The following is a 16,450-nucleotide window of genomic DNA, read 5'->3' as shown; positions in this document are numbered from 1 at the left end:
GATTATGTCTGTTTTTGTAATGAAAATGTGGCAAGAAGCTTCAATTCCTGATAGTGTTTTGACCAATTCTTCGGTTTTATTTGTATTGTTTAGGATTAACGAGACGAATATCGGTTGCTGCGTGCACAGCTGGAGAACCTCAAGGACGTATTAGATGATGTATTGGAGTTAATGCATGTATAAGAATAAAATCACCCAGGCCATACTTTTTGGAGCTGGCCTCACCGTTGCTGCCACATCTTTTTCCACTATTGCAGCAACAGTTCCTGAGGGCGTAACGCTTTCAGCGACACAAGAATTAGTCCGTGGTAATGGCACTGAAGTTGAATCGTTAGACCCGCAAAGAGTATCAGGCGTACCTGAGTCAAATATTATTCGTGACTTACTGGAAGGCTTGGTAAACCAAGACGGCGACGGTAATTTGGTCGGAGGTGTGGCTAAATCTTGGGAAACCAAAGATAACAAAACCTGGATTTTCCACTTACGTGAAGATGCAAAATGGTCGAACGGTGATCCCGTACTTGCCAGTGATTTTGTGTATACCTGGCAGCGTTTAGCGGATCCTAAAACCGGTTCACCTTATGCCTCTTACCTTGACATGACCACGATGGCCAATGCTGGAGACATTATTCTCGGTAAAAAGTCACCTGATACATTGGGTGCGGAAGCGATCGATGCCCATACCCTGAAAGTGACGCTTGAAAAACCCGTTCCATATTTTGTGGCGATGACTGTCCATACCTCAATGAAACCCGTTAACCAGAAAGTGGTTGAAAAGTATGGTGATAAGTGGACGAGTGCTGAGACATACGTAGGGAATGGTGCATTCCAGCTAGATAAGTGGGTGGTTAACGAGCGCATTGTTCTGGTCCCGAATAAGTATTATTGGGACAATAGCAAAACGGTTCTGACCAAAGTGACTTATCTGCCGATTGAAAACCAAGTGGCAGAGATGAACCGCTTCCTAGCGGGGGAAGTGGACGTTACTTACGAAATGCCAAATGAACATTTCAAGCGTTTGGTGAAGCAGCAGCCAGATGATGTGAAAGTGACACCGTATTTATGTTCATATTATTATGAATTCAACACCGCTAAGGCGCCGTTTAACGACGAGAAAGTCCGTAAAGCACTCTCTTACGCTATCGACCGTGATGTGATCGCGAAGTTTATCGTGGGTAAAGGTGAAACCCCTGCTTATAATTTCACGCCGTTGGCAACCAATGGCCTGGATGTTGAAATGCCTGATTATTCAAAGCTGACGCAAAAAGAGCGTGTGGCGAAGGCGCAGGCATTGCTAGAAGAGGCCGGCTATGGCAAAGATAATCCACTACAGTTCGACTTGCTGTATAACACCAGTGAAAACCATAAGAAAATCGCAGTTGCCATTGCGTCAATGTGGAAAAAATCACTGGGTGTGACCGCCGTGTTGGAGAACCAAGAGTGGAAGAGTTACCTTGACAGTAAACGTCAGGGGAACTTCGATGTTTCACGGGCCGGATGGTGTGGTGATTATAACGAAGCCTCAACCTTCCTCGCCATTATGCGAGATGGTCATTCTCAGAACTATCCAAAATATGCCAATAAAGATTACGATAGTCAGTTAGATAAAGCACTAACCGCCGCTTCTGACGCTGATCGTGCACAGGCTTACAAAACCAATGAAGCTATGCTTGCGAAAGATATGCCGATAATGCCAATTTACCATTACGTTAATGCACGTTTGGTGAATCCACTACTTGGTGGCTATCCGGTTAATAACCCGGAAGATAATATCTTTAGTAAAGATCTTTATATCATTGCTAAATAATAATTAGAGACACTCCTTTATTAGCACTGCTTTCAGGATGGGAGCAGTGCCCTCTATGGCTATTTTGGCCTGCACATTATTGGCTAATTTAGATAAGTCGCGTGTCTGCATACTTATTTAAATTGGTATTAACTGTCACAGATTAAAGAACGGTGGAGTTTATGATTAAATTCATCGCAAAACGGATTTTTGAAGCGATACCAACCTTGTTGGTGTTAATCACAATATCCTTTTTCCTGATGCGTTTCGCGCCAGGCAATCCATTTTCCAGTGATCGCCCACTTCCTCCTGAAGTGATGGCGAACATTGAGGCTAAGTATGGCCTGGATAAGCCCGTATTTGAGCAATATACCACCTACTTGGGGAATATCGTTCAGGGTGACTTTGGCCCTTCGTTTAAATACAAAGATTTTACCGTGAATGAGTTGGTGTCTAAAGCATTGCCTGTTTCGGCAAAAATTGGCTTTTTTGCCTTCATTTTTGCATTGGTGATGGGGGTGGGGGTCGGCACAATTGCCGCCTTGAAGCAAAACAGCTGGATAGATTACACCATTATGTCTACCGCCATGGCGGGGGTCGTGATGCCCTCGTTTATATTGGCACCCGTATTGATTTATATCTTCTCTATTAACCTTGGCTGGCTACCCGCCGGGGGCTGGAATGATGGCTCATTGAAATACATGCTGCTGCCGATGATGGGAATGTCACTGTTGTATGTGGCGACATTCGCACGTATCACGCGGGCAAGTATGATAGAAACGCTCAACAGTAATTTCATTCGCACTGCTAGAGCCAAAGGTTTGAGTTATCCGTATATCATCGTTAAGCATGCGCTCAAGCCAGCGATGCTCCCTGTCGTGTCATACATGGGCCCTGCGTTTGTCGGGATCATTACCGGCTCTGTTGTTATTGAAACCATCTTCGGTTTGCCCGGGATCGGTAAGTTGTTTGTGAATGCCGCCTTTAATCGTGATTATTCGCTGGTATTGGGGATCACGATTTTGATTGGCTCCTTGACCATTATCTTCAACGCCGTGGTTGATATTGTCTTGGCGTACATTGATCCGAAAATTCGTTATTAAGGGCCGACAGATGATGCTGACAAAAAAAGAGAATGTGAAGGCCGTAGAAAATTTTTCAGAGCAGTTGGAAATTGAAGGCCGTAGTTTATGGCAAGACGCGCGTATCCGTTTTATGCGTAACAAAGCCGCGATGGTGAGTTTGGCTATTCTATCGCTGATCACTTTGGCGGTAGTGTTTGGACCCATGTTCAGTAGTTATGCCTTTGATGATACTGATTGGTATGCGCTCCATGCGGCGCCGAGTTTTGGGCCTGAGGGACATCTTTTCGGTACGGATAGCCTAGGGCGTGATCTGTATACCCGTACGTTGGTCGGGGGACGTATTTCGCTGATGGTCGGTATCATGGGCGCCTTGGTGGCGGTTGTGATCGGGACGCTGTACGGTGCGGCTTCAGGCTTTATCGGTGGACGTACCGATCGGATCATGATGCGTATTCTTGAGATCCTCTATTCGATTCCCTTCATGTTCTTCGTGATTGTATTGGTGACCGTTTTTGGTCGTAATATTATGCTGATCTTTGTCGCGATAGGGGCGATATCCTGGCTGGATATGGCGCGTATTGTTCGTGGACAAACGCTGTCACTTCGCAGCAAAGAATTTATTGAGGCTGCACAGGTATCCGGTGTGAGCCAGTGGCGCATTATTACCCGACATATTGTGCCTAATGTACTAGGCATTGTTGCGGTGTATTCGACCCTATTGGTGCCATCAATGATCTTGACCGAATCGTTTTTGAGCTTTTTAGGTCTAGGGGTACAAGAACCCATGACCAGCTGGGGGGCATTATTGCAAGAGGGGTCGCAAACCATGGAAGTGGCGATTTGGCAGCTCTTGTTCCCCGCCGCCTTTATGGTGGTTACGCTATTCTGCTTTAACTATGTGGGTGACGGTTTGCGTGACGCACTGGATCCAAAAGACAGATAACAAATAAGACGAACTTCAGCTTGCTGTGACGGGGATGTAAGCCTGAGTGAGCTGAAGCGAAAAGTGAAAAGGAAGTAGTATGAGCTTATTAGATGTCAAAGATCTTCGCGTCGAATTCAAAACCCAAGACGGCATTGTTACCGCGGTAAACGATCTGAACTTCACTCTGAATCAAGGGGAAACATTGGGTATTGTCGGTGAATCAGGTTCGGGTAAGAGCCAGACGGTTTTTGCCATTATGGGACTGTTGGCAAAAAACGGTGTGATCAAAGGCAGTGCGAAATTTGAAGGGCGCGAGATCCTCAATTTGCCAGAAAAAGAGCTTAACCGTATTCGTGCCGAGCAAATCGCCATGATTTTCCAAGATCCCATGACCTCGCTGAACCCTTATATGAAGGTGAGTGATCAGCTAATGGAAGTGCTTATGTTGCATAAAGGGATGGGGAAAGCGGAAGCGTTTGAAGAAAGCGTCCGAATGTTGGATGCGGTTAAAATTCCGGAAGCGAGAAAGCGCATTAGTATGTATCCACATGAGTTCTCTGGTGGGATGCGTCAGCGCGTTATGATCGCAATGGCACTCCTGTGTCGACCCAAACTACTGATCGCCGATGAACCAACAACAGCATTGGATGTGACCGTTCAGGCGCAGATCATGGATCTGCTCAATGAGTTAAAGCGAGACTTTAATACCGCGATCATTATGATCACTCACGATCTGGGTGTGGTTGCAGGAAGTTGTGACAAGGTACTGGTGATGTATGCAGGGCGGACGATGGAATACGGTAAGATTGATGAAATTTTCTACCAGCCATCGCACCCTTACACCGAAGGTCTACTGAAAGCGATCCCGCGGCTGGATACCGACAGTGAAGAGTTACCGACGATTCCAGGTAATCCACCGAATTTGCTGCATTTACCGGTTGGCTGTCCTTATCAGGAGCGTTGTCATCGGGTGAGCCCTCGTTGCTCACAGGAGGCACCAGCATTGAAAGCGTTTACGGAAGGACGTTTACGCGCTTGTTTTTCTGATGTGGGGACGTGGTAATGGCAGCACAAAAAAATCTTCTTTTAGATATTAATGACTTGAAAGTACATTTTAATATCGCAAAAAAATCAGCCTGGCCATGGACAAAACCGCTGATGCTAAAGGCGGTTGATGGTGTTGGTATTCGCCTGTATGAAGGGGAAACGCTGGGTGTCGTTGGCGAATCGGGTTGCGGTAAATCCACCTTTGCTCGTGCCATCATTGGCTTGGTTGAGGCTACGGAAGGCAGCGTCGTGTGGCTGGGGCAAGATCTTACTAAGCTCAGCCATAAAGCGATGCATGAAAAACGCAAAGACATTCAGATGATTTTTCAGGACCCACTGGCGTCCTTGAATCCTCGAATGACGGTAGGCGAAATTATTGCTGAGCCGCTAAAGGCGTATTTCCCCGATTTGACGGCTGACGAAGTGAAAGAGCAAGTCAGGGCGATGATGACCAAGGTGGGTCTGCTGCCTAACGTGATCAACCGTTATCCTCATGAGTTTTCAGGTGGGCAGTGTCAGCGTATCGGTATCGCTCGCGCGCTTATTTTGAAGCCAAAGCTGATCATTTGTGATGAGCCAGTTTCAGCGCTGGATGTGTCGATTCAGGCGCAGGTTGTCAATCTATTGAAGTCACTGCAGAAAGAAATGGGATTGAGCTTGATCTTTATTGCGCATGACCTGTCTGTCGTAAAACATATTTCAGATCGTGTGCTGGTGATGTATTTGGGTAATTCCGTGGAGATGGGCGAGGCCGAAGCCTTATTCAGTGAGCCGAAACACCCTTACACCAAGGCGTTGATGTCTGCCGTGCCAATTCCTGATCCTGAATTGGAGCGGAATAAACAGATTGAGCTCCTTGAAGGGGAACTACCGTCACCAATGAGCCCGCCATCAGGTTGTGTATTCAGAACACGGTGCCCGATTGCCACACAGGTGTGTGCGGAGAAGAAACCTCAGTTGCAAGGCAGTGACGTTCATGCGGTATCTTGTTTGCACGCCCACTAATTTAAGCCTGTGACAGGCTTTTAAGCGCGGAGTTAACTGACTGTAGTTATCACCGCGCTTTTTTTAGATGGCGAATCGAAACGGAAAATTATTCGGCTGGGTACCAATAGCCTTGATTGACAAGCTGAGTCAGCAAATCGATGAAGGCGGGGTGGTCGAGTAACTTACCTAATGCATCTCGAGTGATGGCTTCTTCATCACAGAGGTAACGACCAGCAATGCTGCATTCTTGCGGTAACTCGTAACGTTCACCGTTGATATACAGCACATGAGGCTGATCGGGGTAGTAGAATGCCCGCAACCCGCCGAGTCGCTTGATGGCTTCACCATTTTCAAGAAACTGATAAACTTCAGCATTCTGCCATGGTGGTTCGGCTGTAATGATATCCAGTTCATGGCGGCTGTTGCTAAGGTGCTCACCTAACCACTCTTTCATGACTTGTGGATGATCGAGCAGGCTACGCATCATGGCTTCCATGTCAGCAAGCTCGTTAGGCATAATCGCACCACTTTCATTACGCGCGGGCAAATCCGGGTTATGGTAGTGTACATCACCGATTTCGTTGGCAATTACGTAGTCGGCAAAACTGCTGAGCAACTCTTGTTTTTTCGGTGAACGAAAACCCACAGAAAAACTCATCGAGGTTTCAATGGCATAGCCATCGTGTGGGAAGCCTGGCGGAATATATAAAATATCGCCGGGTTCTAAAATATCATCAATGATAGGATCAAAGCCCTTGATCTGACGCAGTGCCGGATGACTAAACTCTTCTTCATAATCATCTTTCTTTGGCCCTACACGCCAGTGACGTTTGCCGGAACCTTGAATGATGAACACATCATACTGATCAATATGAGGGCCCACACCGCCACCTGGGGTGGAGTAGCTGATCATCAAATCATCAAACAGCCAGTTAGGCAGTTGGCGAAAAGGGGTGACTAACTGTGCGGCACCTTCATGCCAGTGGTTAACGGCTTGAACAATGAAAGACCAGTTATCTTCCGGTACATTATCAAAGTGTAACGGTCCGTGGCGGACATCCCATTCGCTACCGTGCTTGGCGATATAGCGTGAGTCGATTTCTTCTTCCATGGCCAGACCGGCAAGTTCATCGGGGCTGATTGGATCAATAAAATCCTTGAAGCCACCTTTGATAATGGTCGGTTTCTTTTGCCAGTATTGGGCAAGGAACTCATCAAATGAGAAGCTAAATTGATACATATAATTGGCTTATGTGGCTGACTATTCTTGGAAGATTATACCTGCTATTTCACCAGTATACCCAAGTTCCCTTAAAAGGCTGGATTCTGAGTGAGCTTAGTACGCTTAATGCGGGGCGATGATTATCGTAAATGGCAAAAGGCCAGCGAGATGCTGGCCTTGGACGTAGTATAGTAACTGGTTGTAATAAAGGTAATTACAGTTTATCAGTTAGCTTAATTGCATCACCGATGTAGTTTGCTGGCGTCATTTCTTTAAGACGGGCTTTCTCGTGCTCTGGAAGCTCAAGACCATCAATGAATGTGCGCATACCTTCACCGTCGACACGCTTACCACGTGTTAGCTCTTTAAGCTTCTCGTAAGGCTTTTCAATACCGTAGCGACGCATAACGGTTTGGACTGGTTCAGCCAGTACTTCCCAGTTACGATCGAGCTCAGCTTCAAGCGCTCCCTGATTCACTTCTAACTTGCTGATGCCTTTTAGGGTAGAGGTATAAGCAATGATTGCATAGCCACAGCCTACACCAAGGTTACGCAGTACGGTTGAGTCTGTCAGGTCACGCTGCCAGCGAGAAACAGGTAGTTTCTGTGCCAGATGGCTGAAGATAGCGTTGGCTAGGCCAAGGTTGCCTTCAGAGTTTTCAAAGTCGATTGGGTTGACTTTATGCGGCATGGTCGATGAACCGATTTCGCCTGCAATGGTCTTCTGCTTGAAGTGGCCCAGGGCAATGTAGCCCCAAACGTCACGGTCAAAGTCGAGTAGAATAGTATTGAAGCGGGCAAAGGCATCAAATAGCTCGGCAATGTAATCGTGTGGTTCAATCTGGGTTGTGTACGGATTCCAAGTAATACCTAAAGAGGTCACGAACTCTTCACTGTACTGGTGCCAGTCGATGTCAGGGTAAGCCGAGATATGTGCGTTGTAGTTACCAACTGCACCGTTGATCTTACCTAAAATTTCAACGTTTTCGATCTGCTTAAATTGACGCTCCATACGGTACGCCACGTTCGCCATTTCTTTACCCATGGTTGATGGGGATGCAGGCTGGCCGTGTGTACGGGTAAGCAGTGGCACTTCACGGTATTCGTTTGCTAAGCCTTTAATCGCATCAATAACGTTGCGAACTTCTGGCAGCATAACGCTTTCACGCGCTTCTGTTAGCATCAGAGCGTGAGACAGGTTGTTGATATCTTCAGAGGTACAAGCGAAGTGAATAAACTCATTCACGGCGTGTAACTCAGGGAGTTCAGCCACTTTTTCTTTCAGGAAGTATTCAACAGCTTTTACATCGTGGTTTGTTGTGCGCTCAATCGTTTTGATACGTAGCGCATCCTCTTCACTGAATTCAGCAGCAATACGATCTAGGAAAGCATTGGCTTCGTCGCTGAACGCAGGGACTTCCACGATAGCATCAGTAGCGGCTAGCTTCTGTAGCCAGCGGATCTCAACGATAGTGCGGTATTTCAGTAAACCATATTCACTGAAGATGCTGCGTAGCACACTGGTTTTACTACCGTAGCGGCCATCTACTGGGGAAACAGCAGTCAATGCTGACAGTTCCATGTTGATCTCTCCTGATTAAATTATAATTAAAACAAGGTGTAACGTTCTACCCAGCGAAAGGTGCCGGAAGAATAAAAGAGTGCCGGTATAACCGGCACGAATAAATTAGCGACGGGCTAACAGGATTTTTGCCTGCTCGACCATTTGCTTGCGGCCAAAAATCAAGTGGCGACGTTTACCGCCTACTTGGCGCCACAGTACTGCGGAGCGAATGGCGGCGAGGAGTAGGGCACGCACTTTATGCTGCACACTTTGCTGCTGTAGGTGTGCTGGGGTACCAGTGACCTGAATACGCGGGCCGAGTGGACTGATGATATCGAGATAGATGCTAGCAAGGTTGCTGAGCATCTGATCTTCCAGTAATTCAAAATGTCCGATTTGGCGCTTAGTCGTTTCGATACGATCGCCAAGTTGCTGCATACAGTCACGGCGACTGGCCAGCTTACGCTCCAGAGCCATCACACTGACCAGATAGCGGGTCATATCGTTACCTGACGGTGTGTTGTCGATTTCAGCCGCCAACACTTCAAGTCCTATCCGTAGATTGGCTTCGTTACCGTAAATTTCAATGGTATTTGACGGATTTGTAACAATGATACTGTTTAAGCTGGCTTCAAGTGCATCATTGTCGCAATGGCCATCACGGGCTATTTTCTGAACAAGCTTTATCGCCTGGCAGATGCCGGCGAATGCGATAGTACGGTCATATACAGTGTGTGCCACGTGCCTCTGCTCCCTTAGATACGCTTCTCGATAATACCGCCACCCATGCAGATTTCACCGTTATAGAAAACGGCTGACTGACCAGGGGTTACCGCGATTTGCGGTTCATCAAAGATAACTTTGATGGTTTCATCATCAATAGGGATGATGGTGCATGGAATATCTTGCTGGCGATAGCGGGTCTTAACCGTGCATTGTAGTGGTTCACGAATTGGTTGACGGTCTACCCAATGCAGCTGGGCCGCGATCAATCCTTCTGACTTCAGGCGAGGGTGATCTTTACCTTGGCCGACGATCAATACGTTACGCTCAACGTCTTTGTCTACCACGTACCATGCGTCTTCATGGCCGTTTCCGCCTTTTTGACCACCAATGTGCAGGCCTTTACGCTGACCTAAGGTGTGATACATCAACCCTTGGTGTTCGCCAATAACGCTACCATCATCTGCAACTTCAATCTTACCCGGTTGCGCAGGTAGGTATTTGCTTAGAAACTCGGTGAACTTACGCTCACCGATAAAACAGATACCGGTAGAATCTTTTTTCTTCGCGGTGATCAGCCCTTGCTCTTCTGCGATACGACGAACTTCTGGTTTTTCCAGTTCACCGACAGGGAATAAGCTACGGGCAATTTGCTCGTGGCTTAGGGTGTACAGGAAGTAACTCTGATCTTTATTGTTGTCGATACCGCGCAGCATTTGAGGTGTCTCGCCTTCAGCTGTCGGGAAGCTGCGACGGGTATAGTGACCCATGGCAATATAATCGGCTTCCAGTACTTCGTCAGCAAACTCCAAAAACGCTTTGAATTTGATTTCTTTGTTGCAAAGGATGTCTGGGTTTGGGGTACGACCCGCTTTGTACTCTGCAAGAAAATACTCAAAAACGTTATCCCAGTATTCAGCCGCAAAGTTAATGGTATGCAGAGTAATACCCAGTTTGTCACATACCGCTTGGGCATCTGCGAGGTCTTCTGCCGCTGAGCAGTACTCATCGTTATCGTCCTCTTCCCAGTTCTTCATGAACAGGCCTTCAACTTGATAGCCCTGTTGAAGTAGGAGGTATGCGGAGACAGAGGAATCAACGCCGCCGGACATGCCGACAATGACTTTTTTCTGGCTGTTATCTGACATATTTCTCTTCAGTCATTAATAGAGTTAAGAGCGTAATTCTAACAGAAAGCTTTTTATCGAAACAGCACGAGAGCCGAATCACACTTTAATAATTTAACTGATACGAATTTGTGGTGAACACATCGCCAACGCAAACGTTTGCTTTTCTGCGGCAATCATAGTTGAGCACGATTGAAATGTGTAGCTATTTTCTTTTCTAAGTGACAAAAAACACCAATACGTGGATTTTGGTCGTGTGGTAGTCATGGGAAATGAAAGCAGAGGAAAAGACTGATCGCGATAACGGCGTATCGCGATCAGCTCTTATATCAAATTAGCCGAGAGTGATCTCTTTCCATTCGCCAGGCGCGAGCCCTTCAACGGTCCAGTCTGCCATTTGGAAGCGGATCAATCGCAGGGTTGGAAAGCCTATATGGGCGGTCATGCGACGGACTTGGCGATTGCGCCCTTCGCGAAGGGTAAGTGCGATCCAAGTGGTCGGGATGTTCTTACGCTCACGAATAGGAGGGATCCGATCCCAGATTGCAGGCTCTTCCATGCGTTCAACACCTGCTGGCAGAGTCATGCCGTCTTTTAATTCAACACCTTGTCGTAAGTAGTCTAAATCAGCATCGGTCGGATTACCCTCTACTTGCACCCAGTAGGTTTTGGGTTGTTTAGAACAAGGTTGGGTCAGGCGAGCCTGTAAGACACCGTCATTCGTCAATACGAGCAAACCTTCACTGTCTTTATCCAGTCGGCCCGCAGGGTAGACATCTTTGACTGGGATGAAATCAGACAGGGTTTGATCGCCCGGCTCACCGGTAAATTGAGTGAGGACGTTGAAGGGTTTGTTAAATAAAATGATCTTTTGTGGTCCGCGAGGACGACGAGGCTTGGTCTGCTTTCTTGATGAGCGACGCTCATTATTAGCATGTTTGGGTTGACGTAAAGCGGTGTTTGGATTCATAAATAGCGTGTAGTAAAAGGGATGAGTAAAATGACAGACCTATTATACGCGAAAAATAACGTGAGTGGCGTATCGATAAAATTTCAAGTATGATTTGCGCGCATCTTACAAAAAGATAACAAATGGACGCTAGGAGATTAAAATGGATAGTAAAGTAGTTGTGCCAGCCGAAGGTCAGAAAATCACCCTGGACTCTGAAGGTAAACTGGTCGTTCCTAACAACCCTGTCATCCCTTACATTGAAGGTGATGGTATTGGCGTTGATGTAAGCCCTGCCATGATTAAAGTCGTCGATGCGGCGGTCAGCAAAGCGTATGCGGGTGACCGTAAAATTGCTTGGATGGAAATCTACACCGGTGAAAAATCAACTCAGGTTTATGGTGAAGATGCCTGGCTACCGCAAGAGACGTTAGATTTTATTCGTGAATACAAAGTTGCCATAAAAGGCCCTCTAACAACCCCTGTCGGTGGGGGTATTCGTTCATTGAACGTTGCTTTGCGCCAAGAGTTAGATCTTTATATTTGTGTCCGTCCAGTCCGTTACTTCGATGGCGTGCCAAGTCCACTGAAGCAGCCAGAATTGACTGATATGGTTATCTACCGTGAAAATTCTGAAGATATTTATGCCGGTGTTGAGTTTAAAGCCGGTACGGAAGAAGCCGATAAAGTTATCAAGTTTCTGCAAGACGAAATGGGTGCCACGAAAATTCGCTTCCCGCAGCAGTGCGGTATTGGTATCAAGCCAGTCTCCGAAGAAGGCACTAAGCGTCTGATCCGCGCTGCCCTTCAGTACACCATTGATAATGATCGTGACTCTCTGACCTTGGTGCATAAAGGTAATATCATGAAGTTCACTGAAGGTGCCTTCAAAGATTGGGGTTATGACGTTGCCGCACAAGAATTCGGTGCTGAGCTGTTGGATGGTGGCCCATGGATGACACTCAAAAACCCGAATACGGGTAAAGAGATCATTATTAAAGACAGTATCGCGGATGCATTCTTGCAGCAAATTCTGTTACGCCCGGCTGAATATGACGTTATCGCGACCATGAACCTGAATGGCGATTATGTTTCTGATGCGTTAGCGGCACAGGTTGGTGGTATTGGTATTGCACCGGGTGCCAACATTGGTGACGGTGTTGCGTTGTTTGAAGCAACCCACGGTACTGCTCCTAAATATGCGGGTCAGGATAAAGTCAATCCTGGTTCGTTGATTCTATCTGCAGAAATGATGCTTCGTCACTTAGGCTGGACTGAAGCCGCTGATCTGATTATTAGTGCAATGGAATCTGCAATTAGTAATAAGACGGTGACTTACGATTTTGAGCGCCAGATGGAAGGGGCTAAATTGCGTAAGTGTTCTGAGTTTGCTGACGATATGATTGAGCATATGTAACACACTCATCATTGATTCAACATTGTAAAAACCCGGCTATCTGTAGCCGGGTTTTTTATTGGCGCTAAGATACTCAGTAAATAAATTGTTGGAATTTTGATTTGTTGTGTTTTTTTGAACGGAATAATTTATGCATTAATTATTCATTTAACAGTAAGGTGGGAATACTAAAGAATGATGTAAAGATCGATGTTGATGAAGGCGGTGGCGATGATTACTAGGAAAGGCGAGTATCTACTCGCCTTAAAAAGACCGTTGCGTGCTGAACGCTATTTTGCGATGTCACCTTCAACGGGAATGATTTCCTTTGCATGGAACCCTTTTGGACCCGTCTCAATGGTATAGTTGACTTGCTGGCCTGCTTTAAGCGTACGATATCCATCCATCTGGATAGTCGAGTAGTGTGCGAAAATATCACCTTCTCCAGCTTCCGGGCAAATAAAGCCAAAACCTTTTGCGTTATTGAACCATTTAACTGTACCTGTTGCCATGCTTACATCCTTCTGTGCATTCAAGTTCCATTTTGTAGTAAATTACTCACCCTTTTTAACATGACTTGCATACTAATGCTAATTTGATGCAGTTTGCATCCACTACAAGTTACACTTTAGTAAAAAGTTATGGGTAGTCAAGTGCATGTGCTAACATTTTCATATAATGCTGCAATGAATTAATTTTTGAGTGTCGGGGCCTCGTATTGTCGTCTTTGTCATAGTCATCTCAAATTTGCTGGAATACAATGTGTGCATTAGTCTGAATATAGAGGTAGGAAACTGTGGTCAAATTCATCAATTAGGGGTGATGTTAAGTTAAGTCATTGTTTATTGATGGACTATTCCTATCGTATTGGTAAGTTAAGGTTATGAGTAAGTTATATGAATGGATTGTCCCTGACTCCGATGTCTTGGAAAAAGAGGAAATCCAGGTAAAACCACCATCGATGTATAAAGTAATTTTGAATAATGATGATTACACACCGATGGATTTTGTGATAGAAGTGTTACAGAAGTTCTTCTCCATGGATCTGGAGAAATCAACACAGTTGATGCTAACTGTGCATTATGAAGGAAAAGCAGTTTGTGGAACCTTCACTGCCGAGGTTGCTGAAACAAAAGTAGCTCAGGTGATGATGCATGCAAGGGAGCATGAACATCCGCTACTGTGTACGATGGAAAAGGCTTAACCCTTTTCCGGCACGCCATCATTGAGTGGTATTTAGGGGAGGTGCCTTATGCTAAATAAAGAACTTGAAGCTAGCTTGAACGCTGCATTTGCACGGGCAAGAGAGAAGCGCCATGAATTTATGACAGTGGAACACCTGTTGTTGGCGCTATTGGAAAATGCAGCTGCCCAGGAAGCTTTACAAGCTTGCCGTGCTGATTTAGACACATTGCGTAAAGAGCTCGACTCATTCATCGAACAAACCACACCGTTGATCCCTGCGGACGATGAAAGCAGAGAAACCCAGCCTACACTCAGCTTCCAGCGTGTATTACAACGCGCAGTTTTCCACGTTCAATCATCTGGTCGTAGTGAAGTGACTGGCGCAAATGTGCTGGTGGCGATTTTTAGTGAACAGGAATCCCACGCAGCGTATTTACTGAAGAAAAGTGATATTAGCCGCCTTGATGTGGTTAATTTTATTTCTCACGGTACGGTTAAAGACAGTGACAATGATGATTTGAACGGCCCTGATGTCGGTGGTGAAGAGCCTCGAGCAGAGCAGAGTAGTGACGACAAATTAGAAAATTTTGCTACAAATTTAAACCAATTAGCGCGTGCTGGTGGGGTTGACCCATTAATTGGTCGAGATGACGAGCTTGAGCGTACGGTTCAGGTGCTGTGTCGTCGCCGCAAAAATAACCCGCTGCTAGTGGGTGAAGCGGGTGTGGGTAAAACCGCGATAGCGGAAGGTCTCGCTTGGCGGATCGTTGAAGGTCAAGTGCCTGATGTGATCAAAGATTGCGTCATTTATTCGCTTGATATTGGTTCATTGTTGGCGGGGACTAAGTACCGAGGTGACTTTGAGAAGCGCTTTAAGGCGATCCTCAAACAGCTTGAAAAAGAAGAACACGCCATCTTATTTATTGATGAAATTCATACCATTATAGGTGCTGGTGCGGCGTCTGGTGGTCAAGTGGATGCGGCTAACCTGATTAAGCCTTTATTGAGTAATGGTAAGTTACGCTGCATGGGTTCAACCACCTATCAGGAGTACAGTAACATCTTTGAAAAAGAACGTGCGTTGGCTCGCCGTTTCCAGAAAATTGATGTTATAGAACCCTCACTGGATGATACCACCAAGATTTTGATGGGCTTGAAGCCAAAATATGAAGCGCACCACGAAGTTCGCTTCACTAACAAGGCGATCCGAGCCGCTGTAGAGTTGTCTGCGAAATACATTAATGAGCGTCATTTGCCAGATAAAGCGATTGATGTGATCGATGAAGCGGGTGCCCGTTGTCGTCTAGCGCCTGCGAGCCGACGTAAGAAAACCGTGAATGTCAGTGATATCGAGGCGATGATCGCTAAGATGGCACGCATTCCGGAAAAATCAGTGTCGTCGAGTGATCGCGATGTGTTGCAGAAGCTAGATAGTAAACTGAAAATGCTGGTCTTTGGTCAAGACCCTGCAATTGAAGTACTGACTGAAGCGATTAAGCTTAGCCGTGCCGGGTTAGGTGCCGATAATAAACCTGTCGGTTCTTTCTTGTTTGCTGGCCCTACTGGGGTCGGTAAAACAGAAGTGACTGTGCAATTAGCACGTACGCTGGGTATTGAGCTGTTGCGCTTTGATATGTCGGAATACATGGAGCGTCATACGGTTAGCCGTTTGATTGGTGCGCCTCCGGGTTATGTGGGTTACGATCAGGGTGGCTTACTAACTGATGCGGTGATCAAAAACCCGCATTCGGTTGTCTTACTTGATGAAATCGAGAAGGCACATCCGGATGTGTTTAACTTGCTGCTGCAGGTGATGGATAACGGTACCCTGACGGATAACAATGGCCGTAAGGCCGATTTCCGTAATGTTATTCTGGTGATGACAACCAACGCTGGTGTGACTGAGACTGTACGTAAGTCTATTGGTCTGATCCAACAGGATCACAGTCTGGATGCAATGGGCGAGATCAAGCGTGTCTTTACCCCTGAATTCCGTAATCGCCTTGATGGTATTATCTGGTTTAATCACCTTGAAAAAGATGTGATTTCACTGGTTGTCGACAAGTTCATTGTTGAGCTGCAAGCTCAGCTTGATGCACGGGGTGTATCGATGGAAGTCTCGTCAACCGCGCGTGAATGGTTGTCGAATAAAGGGTATGACAAGACGATGGGTGCCCGCCCAATGGCGCGTGTTATCCAAGATAATCTGAAAAAACCAATGGCTAATGAACTGTTATTCGGCTGCTTAGTTAACGGCGGTTCGGTACGGGTTGATATCGTGAACGATGAGTTGGATTTCCAATTCAGTAGTGAAATGGAACCGGCTCACTAGTCTGATATTACCAATACAGTGCATTTTGCATAAATGAAATAACCGCCTTTCGGCGGTTATTTTTTATCTGCTTTCTATCCATTTTATCGGGGATAGAAACGGTCTGTCTGCGTTACTCAAGG

Annotated in this window: 14 protein-coding genes; 8 read left to right on the top strand and 6 right to left on the bottom strand. The window is 46.3% G+C overall.

The genetic code is table 11. The annotated features are described in order from the left end of the window. Positions 1-175: 175 nt before the first annotated feature. The 5 genes from L4D12_RS01180 (at position 176) to oppF (ending at position 5,848) form a co-directional block, all read left to right on the top strand. Entirely contained in the window at positions 176-1,807 is a 1,632-nt protein-coding gene (locus tag L4D12_RS01180) for an ABC transporter substrate-binding protein (protein WP_428445981.1), read from the top strand. A gap of 161 nt (positions 1,808-1,968) precedes the next feature. Then, complete coding sequence (gene oppB, locus L4D12_RS01175; protein ID WP_428445980.1) at positions 1,969-2,889, top strand: oligopeptide ABC transporter permease OppB; 921 nt, start codon at positions 1,969-1,971, stop codon at positions 2,887-2,889. Between the two features lie 13 nt (positions 2,890-2,902). Beyond that, positions 2,903-3,814, top strand: coding sequence for an oligopeptide ABC transporter permease OppC (gene oppC / locus L4D12_RS01170; protein WP_428446130.1), 912 nt, complete (start codon positions 2,903-2,905; stop codon positions 3,812-3,814). Positions 3,815-3,893: 79 nt separating this feature from the next. Next, on the top strand, positions 3,894-4,859 hold the full coding sequence (locus L4D12_RS01165) for an ABC transporter ATP-binding protein (protein WP_428445979.1): 966 nt from the start codon (positions 3,894-3,896) through the stop codon (positions 4,857-4,859). Further along, entirely contained in the window at positions 4,859-5,848 is a 990-nt protein-coding gene (gene oppF / locus L4D12_RS01160) for a murein tripeptide/oligopeptide ABC transporter ATP binding protein OppF (RefSeq protein WP_428445978.1), read from the top strand. The genes L4D12_RS01165 and oppF overlap by 1 nt, the downstream gene beginning before the upstream one ends. Positions 5,849-5,936: 88 nt before the next feature. Here the strand turns inward: oppF and L4D12_RS01155 are convergent, their stop codons facing one another. The 5 genes from L4D12_RS01155 to L4D12_RS01135 form a co-directional block, all read right to left on the bottom strand. Beyond that, positions 5,937-7,070, bottom strand: coding sequence for a ribosomal protein uL16 3-hydroxylase (locus L4D12_RS01155; RefSeq protein WP_428445977.1), 1,134 nt, complete (start codon positions 7,068-7,070; stop codon positions 5,937-5,939). Positions 7,071-7,266: 196 nt separating this feature from the next. Beyond that, positions 7,267-8,634, bottom strand: coding sequence for an adenylosuccinate lyase (gene purB, locus L4D12_RS01150; protein WP_428445976.1), 1,368 nt, complete (start codon positions 8,632-8,634; stop codon positions 7,267-7,269). 105 nt (positions 8,635-8,739) lie between these two features. After that, positions 8,740-9,357 (bottom strand): high frequency lysogenization protein HflD, encoded by a 618-nt coding sequence (gene hflD, locus L4D12_RS01145; RefSeq protein ID WP_428445975.1) that lies wholly within the window; start codon positions 9,355-9,357, stop codon positions 8,740-8,742. A 14-nt stretch (positions 9,358-9,371) separates the two neighbouring features. After that, positions 9,372-10,487 carry a tRNA 2-thiouridine(34) synthase MnmA gene (gene mnmA, locus L4D12_RS01140; protein WP_428445974.1) on the bottom strand — a complete coding sequence of 372 codons (1,116 nt, stop codon included), beginning with the start codon at positions 10,485-10,487 and terminating at the stop codon, positions 9,372-9,374. 313 nt (positions 10,488-10,800) lie between these two features. Beyond that, positions 10,801-11,436, bottom strand: a complete 636-nt coding sequence (locus L4D12_RS01135; protein ID WP_428445973.1) for a pseudouridine synthase — start codon at positions 11,434-11,436, stop codon at positions 10,801-10,803. A 142-nt stretch (positions 11,437-11,578) separates the two neighbouring features. Between L4D12_RS01135 and icd the strand changes: the two genes are divergently transcribed. After that, entirely contained in the window at positions 11,579-12,832 is a 1,254-nt protein-coding gene (icd, locus tag L4D12_RS01130; protein WP_428445972.1) for an NADP-dependent isocitrate dehydrogenase, read from the top strand. A gap of 269 nt (positions 12,833-13,101) precedes the next feature. Here the strand turns inward: icd and cspD are convergent, their stop codons facing one another. Beyond that, positions 13,102-13,323, bottom strand: a complete 222-nt coding sequence (cspD, locus tag L4D12_RS01125; RefSeq protein WP_428445971.1) for a cold shock domain-containing protein CspD — start codon at positions 13,321-13,323, stop codon at positions 13,102-13,104. Positions 13,324-13,694: 371 nt separating this feature from the next. On the opposite strand from cspD, the gene clpS reads away from it, so the two are divergent. Together clpS and clpA are read left to right on the top strand one after the other, a co-directional pair. Beyond that, positions 13,695-14,015 (top strand): ATP-dependent Clp protease adapter ClpS, encoded by a 321-nt coding sequence (gene clpS / locus L4D12_RS01120; RefSeq protein ID WP_428445970.1) that lies wholly within the window; start codon positions 13,695-13,697, stop codon positions 14,013-14,015. A 48-nt stretch (positions 14,016-14,063) separates the two neighbouring features. After that, the gene (gene clpA, locus L4D12_RS01115) at positions 14,064-16,328 is read left to right on the top strand and encodes an ATP-dependent Clp protease ATP-binding subunit ClpA (RefSeq protein ID WP_428445969.1); all 2,265 of its coding nucleotides are present in this window, start codon (positions 14,064-14,066) and stop codon (positions 16,326-16,328) included. Positions 16,329-16,450: the final 122 nt, after the last annotated feature.

This window comes from Photobacterium nomapromontoriensis (genome assembly GCF_050336815.1).
GTDB lineage: Bacteria > Pseudomonadota > Gammaproteobacteria > Enterobacterales > Vibrionaceae > Photobacterium > Photobacterium nomapromontoriensis.
This window is presented reverse-complemented; position numbering and strand designations above follow the sequence as displayed.